General features: G+C 68.1%; 16 protein-coding genes. 13 read left to right on the top strand and 3 right to left on the bottom strand.

Annotated features, from left to right (window positions below; all coding sequences use genetic code 11):
• Positions 1 to 44: 44 nt before the first annotated feature.
• A complete protein-coding gene (locus tag G5B40_RS11875; protein ID WP_165098863.1) occupies positions 45 to 656 on the top strand; it encodes an HAD family hydrolase in 612 nt (203 codons plus the stop codon).
• 4 nt (positions 657 to 660) lie between these two features.
• Here the strand turns inward: G5B40_RS11875 and G5B40_RS11870 are convergent, their stop codons facing one another.
• Together G5B40_RS11870 and G5B40_RS11865 are read right to left on the bottom strand one after the other, a co-directional pair.
• Complete coding sequence (locus G5B40_RS11870) at positions 661 to 1,572, bottom strand: pseudouridine-5'-phosphate glycosidase (protein WP_165098861.1); 912 nt, start codon at positions 1,570 to 1,572, stop codon at positions 661 to 663.
• The gene (locus G5B40_RS11865) at positions 1,569 to 2,456 is read right to left on the bottom strand and encodes a PfkB family carbohydrate kinase (RefSeq protein WP_165098858.1); all 888 of its coding nucleotides are present in this window, start codon (positions 2,454 to 2,456) and stop codon (positions 1,569 to 1,571) included. The genes G5B40_RS11870 and G5B40_RS11865 overlap by 4 nt, the downstream gene beginning before the upstream one ends.
• Positions 2,457 to 2,827: 371 nt before the next feature.
• On the opposite strand from G5B40_RS11865, the gene rpsB reads away from it, so the two are divergent.
• The 12 genes from rpsB to fabZ all read left to right on the top strand — a co-directional run bounded on the left by rpsB (position 2,828) and on the right by fabZ (position 14,635).
• Positions 2,828 to 3,676: a 30S ribosomal protein S2 gene (gene rpsB, locus G5B40_RS11860; protein WP_165098855.1), complete on the top strand. Its 849-nt coding sequence runs from the start codon at positions 2,828 to 2,830 to the stop codon at positions 3,674 to 3,676.
• Between the two features lie 116 nt (positions 3,677 to 3,792).
• Positions 3,793 to 4,683 carry a translation elongation factor Ts gene (gene tsf / locus G5B40_RS11855; protein WP_165098853.1) on the top strand — a complete coding sequence of 297 codons (891 nt, stop codon included), beginning with the start codon at positions 3,793 to 3,795 and terminating at the stop codon, positions 4,681 to 4,683.
• 124 nt (positions 4,684 to 4,807) lie between these two features.
• Positions 4,808 to 5,359, top strand: a complete 552-nt coding sequence (locus G5B40_RS11850; RefSeq protein WP_165098851.1) for a cytochrome P460 family protein — start codon at positions 4,808 to 4,810, stop codon at positions 5,357 to 5,359.
• Positions 5,360 to 5,507: 148 nt separating this feature from the next.
• Positions 5,508 to 6,239, top strand: coding sequence for a UMP kinase (gene pyrH / locus G5B40_RS11845; RefSeq protein ID WP_165103567.1), 732 nt, complete (start codon positions 5,508 to 5,510; stop codon positions 6,237 to 6,239).
• A gap of 39 nt (positions 6,240 to 6,278) precedes the next feature.
• Complete coding sequence (gene frr, locus G5B40_RS11840) at positions 6,279 to 6,845, top strand: ribosome recycling factor (RefSeq protein ID WP_165098849.1); 567 nt, start codon at positions 6,279 to 6,281, stop codon at positions 6,843 to 6,845.
• 73 nt (positions 6,846 to 6,918) lie between these two features.
• Positions 6,919 to 7,665, top strand: a complete 747-nt coding sequence (gene uppS / locus G5B40_RS11835) for a polyprenyl diphosphate synthase (RefSeq protein ID WP_165098846.1) — start codon at positions 6,919 to 6,921, stop codon at positions 7,663 to 7,665.
• 9 nt (positions 7,666 to 7,674) lie between these two features.
• The gene (locus G5B40_RS11830; RefSeq protein ID WP_165098843.1) at positions 7,675 to 8,505 is read left to right on the top strand and encodes a phosphatidate cytidylyltransferase; all 831 of its coding nucleotides are present in this window, start codon (positions 7,675 to 7,677) and stop codon (positions 8,503 to 8,505) included.
• The gene (gene dxr, locus G5B40_RS11825) at positions 8,505 to 9,671 is read left to right on the top strand and encodes a 1-deoxy-D-xylulose-5-phosphate reductoisomerase (RefSeq protein ID WP_165098840.1); all 1,167 of its coding nucleotides are present in this window, start codon (positions 8,505 to 8,507) and stop codon (positions 9,669 to 9,671) included. The genes G5B40_RS11830 and dxr overlap by 1 nt, the downstream gene beginning before the upstream one ends.
• A 31-nt stretch (positions 9,672 to 9,702) precedes the next feature.
• Entirely contained in the window at positions 9,703 to 11,031 is a 1,329-nt protein-coding gene (gene rseP / locus G5B40_RS11820; protein ID WP_165098838.1) for an RIP metalloprotease RseP, read from the top strand.
• Between the two features lie 62 nt (positions 11,032 to 11,093).
• Positions 11,094 to 13,484, top strand: a complete 2,391-nt coding sequence (gene bamA / locus G5B40_RS11815) for an outer membrane protein assembly factor BamA (protein ID WP_165098836.1) — start codon at positions 11,094 to 11,096, stop codon at positions 13,482 to 13,484.
• A complete protein-coding gene (locus G5B40_RS11810; RefSeq protein WP_165098834.1) occupies positions 13,485 to 14,066 on the top strand; it encodes an OmpH family outer membrane protein in 582 nt (193 codons plus the stop codon).
• A gap of 86 nt (positions 14,067 to 14,152) precedes the next feature.
• The gene (gene fabZ, locus G5B40_RS11805) at positions 14,153 to 14,635 is read left to right on the top strand and encodes a 3-hydroxyacyl-ACP dehydratase FabZ (RefSeq protein WP_165098831.1); all 483 of its coding nucleotides are present in this window, start codon (positions 14,153 to 14,155) and stop codon (positions 14,633 to 14,635) included.
• Positions 14,636 to 14,680: 45 nt separating this feature from the next.
• Here the strand turns inward: fabZ and G5B40_RS11800 are convergent, their stop codons facing one another.
• Entirely contained in the window at positions 14,681 to 16,303 is a 1,623-nt protein-coding gene (locus tag G5B40_RS11800; RefSeq protein WP_165098829.1) for a pentapeptide repeat-containing protein, read from the bottom strand.
• Positions 16,304 to 16,389: the final 86 nt, after the last annotated feature.

Genomic DNA, 16,389 nt, shown 5'->3' with positions numbered 1-16,389 from the left:
GGCCGAGGGAGCGCTAAGGATGAGCCGCAAAAGGAGCGCCCAATATGACTTCGCCCACCATCATCGTCTTCGACATCGGTAACGTTCTGCTCGACTGGTCGCCCGCCCATCTCTATCGGCGGCTGATCCCCGACGACGGGCTGCGCGCCGCGTTCTTCGCCCGTCTTCCGCTTGACGAGATGAATCTCGCCGGCGACCGGGACGGGGGGCTGCAGACGGCGGTGGAGGCGATGGCGGAGCGGTATCCGGAGGATGCGCCGTTGATCCTCGCCTGGTGGGCGGGGTGGGAGCGGATGTGCGGCGGGCTGATCGCGGAGAGCGTCGTGATCCGCGATGCGGCGCGGCGGGCGGGGCTGGGCGTCTGGGCGCTCTCCAATTTCGCCGCCGACAGTTGGGCGCGCTGCGTCAGGCTTTACCCCGAGCTCAAGGAGTTCGACGGGCTGGTGATCAGCGGCGATGTGAAGGCCGTGAAGCCCGACCCGGAGATCTATGAAGCGTTGGAACGGCGCGCGGGCCGGTCGGGGGCGGAACTGTTCCTGATCGATGACCGGCCGGCGAATGTCGAAGCGGCGCGGGCCAGGGGTTGGGGCGGCCATGTCTTTGAAGGCGCCGCCGGAGCGCGGGAGGCGCTTCTCGCCGCCGGGGTGGAGATCTGATCGCTCAGAGCGCTTGCGCGATCTCGGCTGCGAGTCGACAATTGTTCAGATAGAGGGCGATATTCGTCTCGAGACTCCGCCCCCCGGTCGCGTCAAGAATGCGGGCGAGTAGAAAGGGCGTGACGTCCTTGCCGCTCACGTTCGCCGCGGCGGCGAGCGCCGCGTCGATGATCGGGCCGATCTCCCCGGCGGGGATCTCCGCTTCGGCGGGGACGGGATTGGCGACAAGCTGCCCGCCCCGGATGCCGAGGGCGGCGCGCAACCGGTGGGCGGCGGCGATCTCCGCCGCGCTCTCCAGCCGGAGGGGCGCCCTGAGGCCGCTGGACCGGGACCAGAAGGCGGGGAGTTCGTCGGTCCGGTAGCCGATCACCGGCACGCCGCGGGTTTCCAGCGCCTCCAGCGTCTTCGGCAGGTCGAGGATCGCCTTCGCGCCGGCGGCGACGACGGTGACCGGGGTCTCGGCCAGTTCCTCGAGATCGGCGGAAATGTCGAAGTCCCGCTCCGCCCCGCGATGGACGCCGCCGATCCCGCCGGTGGCGAAAACCGCGATTCCGGCGAGCCGAGCGGCGATCATCGTGGCGGCGACGGTGGTGGCGCCGGTTCGCCCGGTCGCGAGCGCGACGGCGAGATCGGCGCGCGAAAGCTTCATGACGCGCGGGGCCGCCGCCAGCTTGTCGAGCGCGGCCGCGTCGAGGCCGATATGGAGCGCGCCGTCGAGGACGGCGATGGTGGCGGGGGCGGCGCCGGCGGCGCGGATGACCGCCTCCGCTTCGCGCGCCACCTCGACATTGCGGGGCGCCGGCAGCCCGTGGGTGATGATGGTGCTTTCCAGGGCGACGACCGGCCGGCCCTCGGCGCGGGCGGCTTCGATCTCCCGCGAGAAGACCAGCGGCGGGGTGGCGACGGGCGGGGTCATGGGCCTTCCTCCAGATGCCGGGCGGCGCCCTTCAGGGCGGCGATCAGCGCCGCGCCCGGCGGCTCGGCGCGCAGTTCCGCCGCGATATGGGCGGCCATGAAGGCGTCGCCGGCGCCGGTGACGTGCGCGGCGACGGTCTGCCGCGGGATCGCCGTCTCCGCGCCCGCCGGGCCGCAATCCGCGGCGGCGCGGGCGCCGTCGGTGACGAGGGCGCGGCGGGCGCCGCGGGCGACCAGCCCGGCGGCGGCGGCGGGCGCGTCGACGAAGGACGCGCCGGCGATCAGGCCGGCTTCCTCGAGGTTCACATAGAGCGTCGCGCCGGGATGGGCGAGGAACGGGCGGAGACGTTCGGCCTTGCCGGGCGAGGCCTGCGCGAGGCGGAGATCGGCGGCGGCGAAAAGCGGCGAGGCGGCGATCTCGGCGAGGAGCGCGGTGGTGAGATTGCCGTCGAGGACCACGAGGCCGGAAAAGGGCGCCGCCGCCGAGCCAAGCCGTCCGTCGCCGAGCGGTTCGAGGATCGCGGCGCCGGCGGCCTCCAGTCCGCGCGTGTCGGCGATGGCGGCGACCAGCCCTTCGGGGCCTTCGACGGCCATGTAGACATCGGTGGCGATGGCGGGATCGCGGACGAGGAATCCGGTCTCGGCCCCGAGCGCGGCGGCGGCGGCGATCAGCGCCTCGCCCTCGGCGTCGGTTCCGACCTGGCCGAGCAGGGCGGGGCGGCGGCCCTCGCGGGCGAGCGCGGCGGCGACGTTCATCGCCACCCCGCCGGGGCGGCGGTGAATCCGGCCGGGGCGGTCGGCGCCGGGCGGCATCGAAACCCAGGTGTGGCCGATCACGTCCCAGAGGACGGCGCCGATGCAGGGGATTTGGGGACGCGGGCGCATTCTCAACTTCTGACCCGCGTCCGCCCGGCGCGCAAGGGCGGCGGGCGGCGACGGGAAAAGTGCGTTATCGCACGCGATAGGGGGGTCAAGGCATTGAAGTATATATGGAATCAAAAAATTGGTGTTTCGTTTACCGGCCGGAACGGCCGCTGCGGCCGGGTTTCACCGCCCGGATCGGGGCGCAGATGGCCGGCCGGGCGCCGCTTCGCGCGCCGGCGCGCCCCTTGCATCCCGCGCCGGGGGGCGTTAAGGGCCGCGCACGAAATCCACATGCGGGGATTGGGCCGAACGGGGAGACATCCCGCGCGGTCCGCCGGTTGGGCTTGCGCCCTGACCCCGCAGCGGCGAAACCGGAAAAGGACGACCGGAACATGGCACTGCCAGAATTCTCCCTGCGTCAGCTTCTCGAAGCGGGCGTGCACTTCGGCCACCAGACGCATCGTTGGAACCCCAAGATGGGGCAGTTCATCTACGGCGATCGCAACGGCATCCACATCATCGACCTGACGCAGACCGTGCCGCTGCTCGACGCGGCGCTGCAGGCGATGCGCGACACCGTCTCCAAGGGCGGGCGCATCCTATTCGTCGGCACCAAGCGGCAGGCCGCGAAAGGCGTCGCGGAGGCGGCCGAGCGCTGTGCGCAGTATTACATGAATCACCGCTGGCTCGGCGGCACGCTGACCAACTGGAAGACCGTTTCCAACTCGATCTCGCGGATGAAGAAGCTGGACGAGTTGCTCGACGGTGGCGGCGCGGCGGCGCTGACCAAGAAGGAGCGGCTGAATCTCGACCGCGAGCGCACCAAGCTCACCGCCTCGCTCGGCGGCATCCGCGAGATGGGCGGCGTGCCCGACATGCTGTTCGTCATCGACACCAACAAGGAGGCGCTGGCGATCGCCGAGGCCAACAAGCTGGGCATTCCGGTCGTCGCGGTGCTGGATTCGAATTCCGATCCGAGCGGCGTCGCCTATCCGATCCCCGGCAATGACGACGCGGCGCGGGCGATCAAGCTTTATTGCGACCTCGCTTCCGACGCCGCGCTCGACGGTATGGCGCAGCAGATGGGCGCGGCCGGGTTCGATATCGGTGAAGCCGAGGAGCCGGTCCTCGAAGAGGCCGTCGCCGCCCCGGCGGAGGCGCCTATCGAGGAGGCCCCGGCGGCCGAGCCTGAGGCTGCGGCCGAAGAGGCTCCGGCGGAAAAGGCGCCCGCCGCCAACTGAGGCCGAATGCCCGAATGAACGTTGGGCGACGTCGTGAACGCGTCGCCCGCCAACCCTGTTTCAGCGGCGCCCCGGCCCCGGCCGGGCGCAGTGGACGACACCGAGGAGCGATGACGATGGCGATCACGGCCAAGGACGTGAAAGAGCTGCGCGACATGACCGGCGCCGGCATGATGGACGCGAAGAAGGCGCTGACCGAAACCGGCGGCGAGATCGAGGCCGCGGTCGACTGGCTGCGCGCCAAGGGCCTTTCCAAGGCCGCGAAGAAATCCGGCCGCACCGCCGCCGAGGGGCTTATCGGCGTCGCCGCGAAGCCGGGCGTCGGCGTCGCGGTCGAGATCAATTCCGAAACGGATTTCGTGGCCCGGAACGCCGAATTCCAGGCGATGGTCGCAGGGATCGCGAAAACCGCGCTCGAGACCGGCGATCTGGGCGCGCTGCTGAACGCGGATCTCGACGGCAAGTCCGTCGCCGACACGGTGACCGCCAAGGTCGCGACGATCGGCGAGAACATGTCGGTGCGCCGCATGGTCCGCGTCGAGGCGGACCATGTCGCCACCTATATTCATAACGCCGCAGCCGACGGCATGGGCAATATCGGCGTTCTCGTCGGGATCGACGGCGGCGACGCGGAGGGCGCGCTGGCGATCGGCAAGCAGGTCGCCATGCATGTCGCGGCGACGAGCCCGGCCTCGCTGGATCGGGACGATCTCGACCCGGCTCTGGTCGAGCGCGAGAAGCAGGTGCTGACCGAGCAGGCGCGCGAAAGCGGCAAGCCCGAGGCGGTGATCGAGAAGATGATCTCCGGGCGGATGAACAAGTTCTTCCAGGAGGTCTGCCTGCTGAAACAGGCCTTCGTCATCAATCCCGATCTGACGGTCGAAAAGGCGGTGGCCGAGGCCGGCCCATACAAGGTCACGGGTTTCGCCCGCGTGCAGGTCGGCGAGGGAATCGAGAAGGCGGAAGAGGATTTCGCCGCCGAAGTCGCAAAGACAATGGGCGGCTGACGCCCCGCGGCGCGGCGGCGATTGGTCGCCGCGCCGCATATTTCTTTCGTCCGACGCCAAATTGTGAAACTTCTTTCGGGCCACCTGTCGTATCATCCTGATGCAGCAAGGGAGGTTCGCACTCATGACTGGTTTCACAGCCCACGCGGTCGCCGCACTCAGCTTCGCAATCGGTATGTCGGCGATGATCGCATCGGTTCCGGCGGAGGCGGCGGAGGATGATGTCGCGCTGGCGTTTCCGGCCGACTACAAGACCGAATTCACGCATTATCTGACCGCCGACCGGCAGAACGGGACGCAGATCATATCGATCTACGCCAACGACATCGCGCTGAACGGCGCGCGCGGCGACGGCAAGCTGCCCTATGGTTCGATCCTGGTCGGCGAACTGACCCCGGCGCTGAAGGACGCCGATGGCGAGCCGATGCAGAGCATGCTCGGCCATTTGATCGGCGCCGAGGAGATGGCGGCGATCGCCGTGATGCAGCGGATCGAGGGTAATGACGCGAAATGGGGCGAAGACCTGAAGGTCGGCGACTGGGCCTTCGATGTGTTCAGCCCGGACGGCGAGAACCTCGGCAAGGACACCACCTCCTGCCGCGAATGCCATACGCCGCTGACCGACAGCGAGTTCCTCTACAGTTACGAGCATCTCGCGATGAAGCCGCTCGAATAGCGCCCGGCGTCCGGACGCGCCCGGGTTTTGCACAAGTCTGGCGAAAGCTGCGCGAAGCGTCGCGCCCGGTGCGACCGCGCCTTGCGTCGGCGCCGCCTTTCGGACAGGTTGCGCCGCGGTCAGGAAAGGAGTCGCTGGGATGCCGGATATGACAGAAGAGGCCGATAAACCGATCTATCCGCGCATCCTTCTGAAAATCTCCGGCGAGGCGCTGATGGGGGATCAGGGCTACGGACTCCACCCGCCCACCGTGGCGCGCATCGCCGCGGAGGTGAAACGGGTTCACGAGCTCGGCGTCGAGATCTGCATGGTGATCGGCGGCGGCAATATCTTCCGCGGCATCGCCGGCTCGGCGCAGGGGATGGAGCGCGCTTCGGCCGATTACATGGGCATGCTGGCGACGATCATGAACGCGCTCGGGATGCAGTCGGCGATGGAGGGGCTCGGGCTCCATACCCGGGTCATCTCGGCGATACCGATGGACCAGATCTGCGAGCCCTATATCCGGCGCCGCGCGGTGCGCCACCTGGAGAAGAAGCGCATCTGCATCTTCGCGGCCGGCACCGGAAACCCCTATTTCACCACCGACACGGCGGCGACGCTCCGGGCGATGGAGATGAACTGTGGCGCGATCTACAAGGGAACGCAGGTGGACGGCGTCTATGATTGCGACCCGAAAACCAACCCGGAGGCGAAACATTACTCCCGCATCAGCTATGACGAGGTGCTGGCGCGCAATCTGAAGGTCATGGACGCCTCCGCGATCGCGCTGGCGCGGGACAACGGGCTGCCGATCATCGTCTTTTCGCTGAACCATGAGGGCGGGCTCGCCGCGGTCTTGAGCGGGAAGGGAAAATTCACCATTGTCGAACAGTCGTAGCGCCCGCGCGGCGACTTGAAACCGGGAGCAGTGGACGAAATGGCCGAAGACGAATTCGAGATCGACCTCGACGACCTCGAGAAGCGCATGGACGGCGCGCTGGCGAACATGCGGACGGAGTTCCAGTCGCTTCGGACCGGGCGGGCCTCCGCCTCGATGGTCGAGCCGATCCATGTCGACGCCTATGGCGCCATGACCCCGATCAACCAGGTCGCGACGGTGAACGTGCCGGAGCCGCGGATGCTGACGCTGAACGTCTGGGACAAGAGCCTCGTCGGCAAGGTCGAGAAGGCGATCCGCTCCTCCGGGATCGGTATCAACCCGGTGGTCGACGGCACGATCCTGCGTCTGCCGATCCCCGAGTTGAATGAGGAAAGGCGCCGCGAACTCGCCAAACTCGCGGGTCACTATGCGGAAAATGCGCGGGTCGCGGTCAGGAATGTGCGCCGCGACGGCATGGACCAGGTGAAAAAGGCGAAGGCCGACGGCATGAGCGAGGACGATCAGAAGCTCTGGTCCGAGGAAGTGCAGGCGCTGACCGACGCCGGGATCAGGAAGATCGACGAGGCGCTTCAGGCGAAACAAGAAGAGATCATGCAGGTCTGACGCCCTGATGGATGGGGCGGCGACAAGGAAGCCGGGGCGAGCGCGGCCGGCGAATACAGGGACCTCCGGCGATATGGGACGAGCGGAATTCCTCGACGAGACGCCGGAGCGGCCCGCGAAGCGGGCGCGTCACGTCGCGATCATCATGGATGGGAACGGCCGCTGGGCGACGCGGCGCGGGCTGCCGCGGCTGGCCGGGCACCGCAAGGGCGCCGACGCGGTCAGGTCGGTGGTCGAGGCGTGCCCCGATCTCGGCGTCGAGGTGTTGACGCTCTATGCGTTCTCGACCGAGAACTGGAAGCGGTCGGTGGAGGAGATCGCGGGGCTGATGAATCTCTTCCGGCGCTACATGCGGCGCGAGGCGGCGGAGCTTTCGCGCCGGGGCGCGCGGGTGGTGTTCATCGGCGACCGCGAGGGGCTGGCGCCGGATATCCGCGAGCTGATGGCCGGGCTGGAGGCGCAGACCGCATCGAATGACCGGCTGACCCTCGTCATCGCGATCAATTATGGCGGGCGGGCGGAGATCGCCGCCGCGGCCCGGCGGCTCGCGAAGCGCGCGGCGGCGGGAGAGATCGAGCCGGAAGCGGTGGACGAAGCGGCGCTCGACGCCGCGCTGGACACTGGCGGCCTTCCCGATCCCGACCTTCTGATCCGCACCTCGGGCGAACAGCGCATCTCGAATTTCCTGCTTTGGCAGTGCGCCTACGCCGAGTTCATGTTCGTGGACGAACTCTGGCCGGATTTCGGCCGCGAGGCGCTGGCCCGCGCGCTGGCGGCATATGGCGCGCGCGAACGGCGTTTCGGCGCCGTCGCGATCTAGGACGGGGGGATGACGCCGGCGCCGGCGCCCCCGCGCCGATTCGGCGACCTCGCGGTGCGCTCGGTCATCGCCGTCATCTTCGCCGCGACCGGTTTCGGCGCGATCTGGGCCGGCGGCGGCTGGGGGCTTGCTTTCGTGATGATCGCGGGCGGCATCATGGCCTGGGAATGGCGCCGCATCGCGGCGCGCCCCGGCGACCGGGTGCTGGCCGGGTTTCAGGCGCTGGCGGTGGCGGGCGCGGTCTTCGTCGCCTTTCACGGCCGGATCGTCGAGGCGGCGGTGTTTCTGTTCGCGGTCGCCACGCTCGGCGCCGCTGTGGACATCGCGCGCGCGCGCTCGCCCTGGTGGAGCCTCGCCGGCGCGCTCTATCTTGGCGCGGCGCTCTCGTTTTTCGTGCTTCTGCTGGGCAGCCCCCAACATGGTTTGCAGGTGATCATCTGGCTGGTGCTCGTGGTCGTGGCGACGGATATCGGGGCCTATTTCTCCGGCCGGCTGATCGGCGGGCCGAAACTCTGGCCGCGCGTCAGTCCGAACAAGACCTGGGCCGGAGGGATCGGCGGCGTGACGCTGGCGGCGGTGGCGGCGGCGCTGGTCGGTCTCGGCGCCGGGCGGGGGGTCGGCGGCGGCGCGCTTCTCGCGGCGGTGCTGGTTTCCGCGATCAGCCAGGCCGGGGATTTCGCCGAAAGCGCCTACAAGCGGAAATTCGACAAGAAGGACAGCGGCCGGCTGCTGCCGGGCCATGGCGGGCTTCTCGACCGGCTCGACGGAATGATCGCGGCGACGCTGGCGGTCGGCGTGCTTTCACTGATCCGGCCCGAGCTGCCGATCTGGGCCTGGTGATGCGCGCCGTCTCCATCCTCGGCGTCACCGGCTCCGTCGGGCGGAGCACGCTGGAGGTGCTTCGCGCGCTCGGCGGACGGGAGGCGTTTCGCGTCGTCGCGCTGACCGGCGCGGCGAATATCGACGCGCTGGCCGCGGCGGCGCGGGAGTTCGGGGCCGAGATCGCCGTCACCGCCGACGAGGCGCGGCTCGACGATCTTCGCGCCGCGCTCGAAGGGTCCGGTGTCGAGGCGGCGGCCGGGGCGGCGGCGCTGACAGAGGCGGCGGCGCGCCCGGCGGACTGGGTGATGGCGGCGATCGTCGGCGCGGCGGGGCTGGCGCCGACGCTGGCGGCGGCGCGGACCGGGGCGACGATCGCGCTCGCCAACAAGGAATGCCTGGTGGCGGCCGGCGGTCTTTTCCTCTCCGCCGCGCGGGCGCATGGCGCACGGGTGATTCCGGTGGACAGCGAGCATTCCGCGATCTTTCAGTGCCTCGACGCCAATGCGGGGCGGGCGCCGACGCGGTTTCTGCTGACCGCTTCGGGGGGGCCGTTTCGCGACTGGCCGCTCGAACGGATGGCGGCGGCGACGCCGGCCAGCGCGGCGGCGCATCCGAACTGGCCGATGGGGATGAAAATCTCCATCGACAGCGCGTCGATGTTCAACAAGGCGCTGGAGATGATCGAGGCGCGCTGGCTTTTCGGCGCGACGGTCGAGACGCTTGACGTGGTGATCCATCCGCAATCGGTGATCCATTCCGCGGTGAGTTACGCCGACGGCTCGATGCTGGCGCAGCTTGGCGCGCCGGACATGCGGACGGCGATCGGCTACGCGCTGACCTGGCCGGAACGGGGCGCGCTGCCGGTGGCGCCGCTCGATCTTGTCGCGCTTGGCCGGCTCGACTTTTCCGCCCCGGACGAGGCGCGTTTCCCCGCGCTCCGCCTCGCGTGGGCGGCGATGGACCGGAGCGAACTTTGCGGCGCGGCGTTCAATGCGGCCAAGGAGGCGGCGCTTGACGCGTTCATCGCCGGGCGGATCGGCTTCCTCGACATGGCGCGCGTCGTCGAGATCGTGCTAGAAGCCACGCCGACGGCCGGTCGGGCGCGCGATATCGCCGACGTGCTGGAAGCGGATCGCATTGCGCGGCGGCTGGCCGACGAGGAAATGACGCGGAGCGCGGCCTGAGCCGCGGCGCGCGACTCTATACAGGAGCATCATGTCCTATATCGCCGAGATTCCCTATGTCGGTTGGGTGATTCCGTTCCTCGTCGTTCTCGGCGTGGTCGTCTTCGTGCATGAATACGGCCATTACATCGTCGGACGGTGGGTCGGAATCCGGGCCGAGGTGTTTTCCATCGGTTTCGGGCCGGAACTGCTCGCCTGGCGCGACAAGCGAGGGATGCGCTGGCGCGTCGGGGCGCTGCCGCTCGGCGGCTATGTGAAATTCGCGGGCGACATGAACGCGGCTTCCGCCGGGGTCGACCGGGAGGCGCTGGCGCGCATGTCCGCGGAGGAGAGAAAGGGCGCGTTTCATACCGCCGCGATCTGGCGTCGCGCGCTCACGGTGCTGGCCGGCCCGGTGGCGAACTTCATCCTGTCGATCCTGGTCTTCGCCTTTTTCGCCATGCTGGCGGGACGCGAGGTCAACGAGCCGGTGATCGGCTCGATCCGGGCCGACGCCAACCCCGAACTCGGGCTGATGGCCGGGGATCGGGTGATCGCGATCGACGGCAATTATGTCGAGAGCTTCTCCGACATCCTGGTCGAGCTCGCCGCGCTGGAGGGCCAGCGCGCGACTGCGCTGGTGGATCGCGGCGCCGGCGAGGAGGAGATCGAGATTTTCTATCTGCGCCCGGCGCGGGTCGATGAGGTGGTTCCCGGCGGCGCCGCCGCCGACGCCGGGCTGCAGCCGGACGATGTCGTCACCGCGGTGGATGGAGAGCCCACGCCGAGCTTCGATTCCCTCCGGGCCCGCATCGCGGCGTCCGGCGGCGCGATGCTCTCGCTTGACGTGACGCGCGGCGACGAAAAGCTGGTTCTGTCCATGACGCCGGAGATGGTGGAGATGCCGGGGCCGGACGGCGCGATTGAGCGCAGGCCGATGATCGGCGTGAGGAACATGTCCTTCGGCGGTATCGAGCCGATCGTCGAGACGGCCAACCCGTTCGATGCGCTGACATATGGCGCGGCGCGGACCTGGGCGATCATCGCGGGAACGATGGATTATCTCGGCGACATGATTACCGGAGCGGCCGATTCGAGCCAGCTGGGCGGCCCGATCCAGATCGCCAAGGTCTCCGGCCAGGCGGCGGAGCAGGGGCTCGAGTCGCTGGCGATGATGATCGCGTTGATCTCCACGTCGATCGGGCTGATCAATCTCTTTCCGATTCCGGTTCTGGACGGCGGACACCTGGTGTTTTACGCGTTGGAGGCCGTGCGCGGGAAACCGCTCCGGGCGCGCTGGCAGGAGATCGGAAATGGAGTGGGCTTCGGCATGATAATGCTGCTAATGGTGTTCGCGACATATAATGACCTGCTGCGCTGAGGCTGGCGGGCGACTTGGAACGGGCGCGCCCTGGGGGCGGCGGGTGGCGATGAGAGGTGGCGATGGCGATCATTGAGCGGATGACGCGCATGGCGCGCGGACTGGCCGTGATTGCGGTTTGCATGGCGGCGGCGATGCTCGGGCCGTCGGCGGCGCAGGCCCAGCAGGGCGCGGCTGCGGCTGGCGCGCGGGGTCCGACCGTCACCGATATCGTCGTGCTCGGCAATCAGCGCATCGAGCCGGCGACGGTGATCTCCTATCTGACGCTCAAGGTCGGCGACCCGATCAGCGAGGCGGCGTTGAACCAGTCGGTGCGCCAGCTCTACGACACCGGCCTCTTTCGCGACGCGGCGGTTGCGGTCGACGGCGGCAAGCTTCTGGTCCAGGTGGCTGAGAACCCCTCGATCAACCGGATCAATTTCGAGGGCAACGATCTGATCTCCGACGAGCAGATGCTGGCGATCATTTCCTCGCGCCCGCGCCGCTCCTTCACCCGCGCGCAGGCGGAGGCGGACGCGCAGGCGCTGATCGACAATTACCGCGCCACCGGCCGCTACGGCGCCGTCGTGGAGCCGGTGATCATCGAGCTGCCGGAGAACCGCGTCGACCTCGTCTTCGAGATTTCCGAGGGCGACGTGACGGAGATCTACCGGATCGATTTCGTCGGCAACGAGCAGTTTTCCGACGGCCGGCTCCGCGGCGTGATCGACACGTCTGAATCCGGTTTCCTGGGATTCATCCTGAACTCCGACGTCTACGATCCGGACAGGCTGGAATTCGACAAGCAACTGCTGCGCCGGTTCTACCTCTCGCAGGGGTTCGCGGATTTCACCGTCCTTTCCGCCGTCGCCGAGCTCGCGCCCGACCGCGAGGGGTTCTACATCACCTTCACCGTGGAGGAGGGGGAACTCTACACGTTCGGGGAGTTCGAGGTGATCAACTCCGCGCCGGCGCTCGACCCGGAGGATTTCCAGGCGCTGATTCCCGAAGGGTTGACGGGCCAGACCTATGACGCCACGCAGGTCGAGGCGATCATCGAGGACATGGTCTATCTCGCGGGCCAACAGGGCTTCGCCTTCATGGACGTCCGTCCGCGCGCGCGGCGCAACGAAGCCGAGCGGACCATCGATGTCGCGTTCGAACTGGTCGAGGGGCCGCGCGTCTATGTCGAACGGATCGACATCGAGGGCAACGACCGGACGCTGGACCGGGTGATCCGACGGCAGTTCGAAATCGTCGAGGGCGACGCCTTCAACGCGCGCGCGGTGGAGCAGGCGCGCGGGCGCATTCGCGCGCTCGGCTTCTTCGCCGATGTCGACGTGCGCACCGAGCGCGGCGCGACCGACGACCGCGCCGTGATCAAGGTCGAGGTGGAGGAGCAGTCGACCGGTTCGATCAATTTCGGGCTCGGCTTCTCCTCGGCGGTCGGGCCGACCGGCGAAATCTCGATCCAGGAGGCGAACTTTCTCGGTCGCGGGCAGTTCGCGCGGGCCAGGGTGCGGGTCGCCGAAGACAGTCAGATCGTCGATTTCACCTTCGAAGAGCCCGCTTTCCTTGATCGCGATCTGAGGCTCGGGCTCAACGCCTTCTACCGCGACGAGGATCTCGACGACGAAAGCTCTTATGAGATCACCAGCATCGGCTTCATTCCCTCCATCGCCTTTCCGGTGAGCGAACCCGGCCGGCTCAGGCTCTTCTACGAGATATCGAATGACGACATCCGGGATCTCGACGACAACGTCTCGCCGTTGATCCAGAGGGACGAAGGCGACAAGCTGACATCCGCGATCGGGTTCCGCTACACGCATGATCTTCGAGACGATCCAATCGAGACGACCTCGGGTTATTTCCTGACCTTCGAGCAGACCTTCGCCGGGCTCGGCGGCGATGCGCAGTACTCGCGGTCGGTCGTGAGCGCGAAGGGCTGGACCTCGTTCTTCGCGGATGACGTGATCGCGAGCATCGAGCTCGAGGGCGGCGCGGTCTATTCGACGCGCAAGGACCTGGAGGTCAACGAGCGCTTCTTCATCGGCGGCGACAGCCTGCGCGGCTTCGCCTATGGCGGGATCGGGCCGCGCGACCAGTCGCTCGGCGTGGACGGCAAGAAGCGCGACGACGCGCTCGGCGGAGACTTCTACGCGGTCGGACGGGCCGAGGTGTCCTTCCCGGTCGGCCTGCCGGAGGAGTTCGGCATCCATGGCGGGCTATTCGCGGATGTCGGGACGCTCTGGGGTCTCGACGACAACTCCGCCCGCGACACCAATGTCGACAGCGCCTCGAACGGGCTCGATATCACGGTGGACGATAGCGCCCATCTGCGCGCCGCCGTCGGCGCCAGCATCTTCTGGGACTCGGGCTTCGGCCCCCTCCGGTTGAATTTCGCGATCCCGGTGAAGAAGCAGAGCGGCGACGAGACGGAGTTCTTCAGGCTGACGGTCGGGACGAGGTTCTGAGTGCGCCGGGGCGGCAGCTGGATCGCGGCCGCCCTGCTCGCGCTCGCCGTCTGGCCGGCCGTTTCCCAGGAAACGGTGAAAGAGGGCGCGCCGCCGATCCTGATTGTCGACCGTGAAAAGGCGCTGCGTGAAAGCCGACCGGCGGCCAGTCTTGGAGAGCAGGAGCGGAATGCGCGGATCGCGCTCAAGAAGGAGCTCGACAAGCTGCGCGCCGAGCTCGAGGAGGAAGAGGCGAATATCGCCGCGATGCGCGAGATCGCGCCGAAGGACGTCTTCGAGGCGCGGGTTCGCGCCTTCGACATTCGCGTGCGCGACGCGCGCCGCGAGAGTCAGGAAAAGGGCGAGGCGCTGCAGGCGCGCTTCGTCGCCGCGCGCCGCGACCTCGCCGCCGCGCTCGAACCTGTGCTACAGGAGCTGCTCGACGAAACCGGCGCGTCATTGATCGTCGACGCGCGCACCGTGCTCGCGGCGCGAAGCGGCGCCGATGTCACCGAGGAGGTGATCCGGCGATTCAACGAGCGCGCGGAGATCGCCCTTCCGCCGGAAGCGCCGTCCTCGAAAGCGCCGTCATCCGGGCGCTGATGCGGTTCCGGGGCGGCGCAGCTTGACCCGCGCGTCCGGGGCGTTATGACAGATGGCAGGGGTCCGGGACGGTGAGAGCGGCGGGCATGGACGGAAACGAAACGACCGGGCTGAAATTTGCGGATGTGGCGCGGATCAAGCGCATGATCCCGCATCGTTATCCATTTCTTCTGATCGACACAGTGAAGGACATCAGGGTCGCCGAGTCCGCTGTCGGGATCAAGAATGTTTCGGTCAACGAGCCGCATTTCGAGGGGCATTTCCCTTCGAAACCGGTGATGCCGGGCGTATTGATCGTCGAGGCCATGGCGCAGACTGCGGGCGTCCTCGTGGTCGAGACGCTGGGGATGATCGATCGCGGGCTGCTCGTCTATTTCATGACGCTGGACAAGGCCCGCTTTCGACGCATCGTCGTGCCGGGCGACCAGTTGGAGCTTCACGTCACGATCCTGCGCGGCCGCGGCAAGATCTGGAAATTCTGGGGCGAGGCGAAGGTCGAGGGCGCCGTGGTCGCTGAGGCCGAGTTTTCCGCCATGATCATCACCCCGGACGACGAAAAGCGGCGCTGAGGCTCAATACCCCCAGCGGGCGCTTTCCGGCACGCCCTGAAGGCGCTAGGTGAGGGCGGAGCGGCCGGTCCGATAGGGCGGGCTGTCCGCGTCGCAGAGCCAAGCGGCGAGAAGTTGATTGCGGATAAATTCCGGGGCGCGCGACAGCCGTTTCTCCATCGCCGCCGGCCGCTCCACCCAGCAGGACCAGACGAAAAGCTGCGCGCCGGTTTCCGCGTCGAGCGGCAGGAGTGTCGCCTGATCGCCAATCGCCGCGTCGAGCTGGGTTTGCGTCAGGTTGCGCGCAGCGGTAAAATCAGCCGATTTCAGCGGCGAGGCGCCGATTGTAGCGCCGCTGAAATCGGCTGATTTCATCCGCGCCCCGCTGAGGTCCGCCCCCTCCATCCGCGCCCGGCTGAGGTTCGCCCCCTCCATCCGCGGCCCGATCAGCTTGACTCCGGGGAGGAAGGCGTCGGAAAGATCTGCCGCGCGCAGATCGCGCCCCGAGAGGTCCGGTTTCTTGAGGACGGAGAGATAGTCCGCCCGCCGCGCCGCCCATTCATTCTGGAACGCGCTCTCCTCCGTGGCGAAGAATTCGGCGCAGGCGGCGGACTCGAGGTCGAGTTCGTCATCCGCCGGCGCCAGGCACCAGGTCTCGCGCGCGGCGCGTTGTCGGGCGGACGGGTCCTTGACGCAGAGATCCCAGTTCATGTCGCGCCGGTCGCACCATTTGCGGCGGGCTTCCTTCTCGGCGGTGTCGCGATCCGTCCAGTCCGCCGGCTTTCCGCTCAGATGCGCGCCGGCGAGATCGACCCTGGCCAGAATCCGGGAAACGCCCTGGATCGACTCGTCTTCCCAGTCCGTATCGGGGTCGTCCGTCCCGAGGGCGCGTGTCGTCAGCCATTGAGGCAGGGCGCTGCGTCGGCGCAACCACCTCTCCTGATCGGTTTCGAGCCAGGTGTTCGCGATCCCGGTGCGGACATCGCTGATGCGCGACGCGGTGCGGCCCAGGTGGTTTTCAAGCCCGCCCTCGGTCCTGACCCAGGTAAAGCAAAGGGTGGCGACGGCGAAGAGGAGAAACGGCAGCAAGAATCTCCGCGCGCGCCAGAGAAAGCGCGTATCACGCGCGAAATCACGCTCCGCCACGCGCACAAGCGCCGCCAGCATGCTGGAGAGGCCGACCCAGACCGAGAAAAGGAAGGCGGCAGCGGCGATCAGGCTCAGAAACTCGCTCCGCGCCGGGAGAGACTGGAGCAGCGCGTAGCCGAGCACGATCCAGCCGAAGGCCCATGTCAGCGCCACGCTGACAATGGCCGAGAGCCAGCGGAGCGCGCGTTTCGGCGCCGCGCCTTCCCTCCGGCGCAGAAGCAACGCCGCGTCCGAGACCAGCCAGGGGTGGATGCGTTCCCCGATCGGGTCGGCGCCGATCTTCGCCGGGGCGCGGCCGAGCGCGTCCCAGAGCTTCATGAGATAGAAATGGAAATAGGCGTAGAAATCGGCGTCGGAGACGCCCATCAGCGTCACACCGACGAAAGCGAGAAGGCCGAGAAGGGCGAACCAGGTCGCCCGCGCACTGGCGCTGATCGCCTCGATCCGCGTGAGCGCGAGATCGGCGGGCCATTCGCTGGCGCCGGTCGGGGAAAAGCGATTTCGGCCGCGTCCGGCCTTGTAGAGATCCAGATAACTCACGTCGCCAGCATAGCGCAGGTCGCGCTGACGCCGGCGAAAAAAAGGCGCGGCCGAAGCCGCGCCATCTTGCCGTTCGGGTCGGCGCG

This window comes from Pikeienuella piscinae, assembly GCF_011044155.1.
Lineage (GTDB): Bacteria > Pseudomonadota > Alphaproteobacteria > Rhodobacterales > Rhodobacteraceae > Pikeienuella > Pikeienuella piscinae.
The sequence above is the reverse complement of the archived record's forward strand: the minus strand, read 5'-3'. Positions and strand labels throughout refer to the sequence as shown.

What these genes read in the sequence shown, in the direction of transcription:
- G5B40_RS11875 (WP_165098863.1), top strand. Translation starts at nt 45, where the DNA reads ATGACTTCGCCCACCATCATCGTCTTCGACATCGGTAACGTTCTGCTC.
- G5B40_RS11870 (WP_165098861.1), bottom strand. Translation starts at nt 1,572, where the DNA reads ATGACCCCGCCCGTCGCCACCCCGCCGCTGGTCTTCTCGCGGGAGATC.
- G5B40_RS11865 (WP_165098858.1), bottom strand. Translation starts at nt 2,456, where the DNA reads ATGCGCCCGCGTCCCCAAATCCCCTGCATCGGCGCCGTCCTCTGGGAC.
- rpsB (WP_165098855.1), top strand. Translation starts at nt 2,828, where the DNA reads ATGGCACTGCCAGAATTCTCCCTGCGTCAGCTTCTCGAAGCGGGCGTG.
- tsf (WP_165098853.1), top strand. Translation starts at nt 3,793, where the DNA reads ATGGCGATCACGGCCAAGGACGTGAAAGAGCTGCGCGACATGACCGGC.
- G5B40_RS11850 (WP_165098851.1), top strand. Translation starts at nt 4,808, where the DNA reads ATGACTGGTTTCACAGCCCACGCGGTCGCCGCACTCAGCTTCGCAATC.
- pyrH (WP_165103567.1), top strand. Translation starts at nt 5,508, where the DNA reads ATGACAGAAGAGGCCGATAAACCGATCTATCCGCGCATCCTTCTGAAA.
- frr (WP_165098849.1), top strand. Translation starts at nt 6,279, where the DNA reads ATGGCCGAAGACGAATTCGAGATCGACCTCGACGACCTCGAGAAGCGC.
- uppS (WP_165098846.1), top strand. Translation starts at nt 6,919, where the DNA reads ATGGGACGAGCGGAATTCCTCGACGAGACGCCGGAGCGGCCCGCGAAG.
- G5B40_RS11830 (WP_165098843.1), top strand. Translation starts at nt 7,675, where the DNA reads ATGACGCCGGCGCCGGCGCCCCCGCGCCGATTCGGCGACCTCGCGGTG.
- dxr (WP_165098840.1), top strand. Translation starts at nt 8,505, where the DNA reads ATGCGCGCCGTCTCCATCCTCGGCGTCACCGGCTCCGTCGGGCGGAGC.
- rseP (WP_165098838.1), top strand. Translation starts at nt 9,703, where the DNA reads ATGTCCTATATCGCCGAGATTCCCTATGTCGGTTGGGTGATTCCGTTC.
- bamA (WP_165098836.1), top strand. Translation starts at nt 11,094, where the DNA reads ATGGCGATCATTGAGCGGATGACGCGCATGGCGCGCGGACTGGCCGTG.
- fabZ (WP_165098831.1), top strand. Translation starts at nt 14,153, where the DNA reads ATGGACGGAAACGAAACGACCGGGCTGAAATTTGCGGATGTGGCGCGG.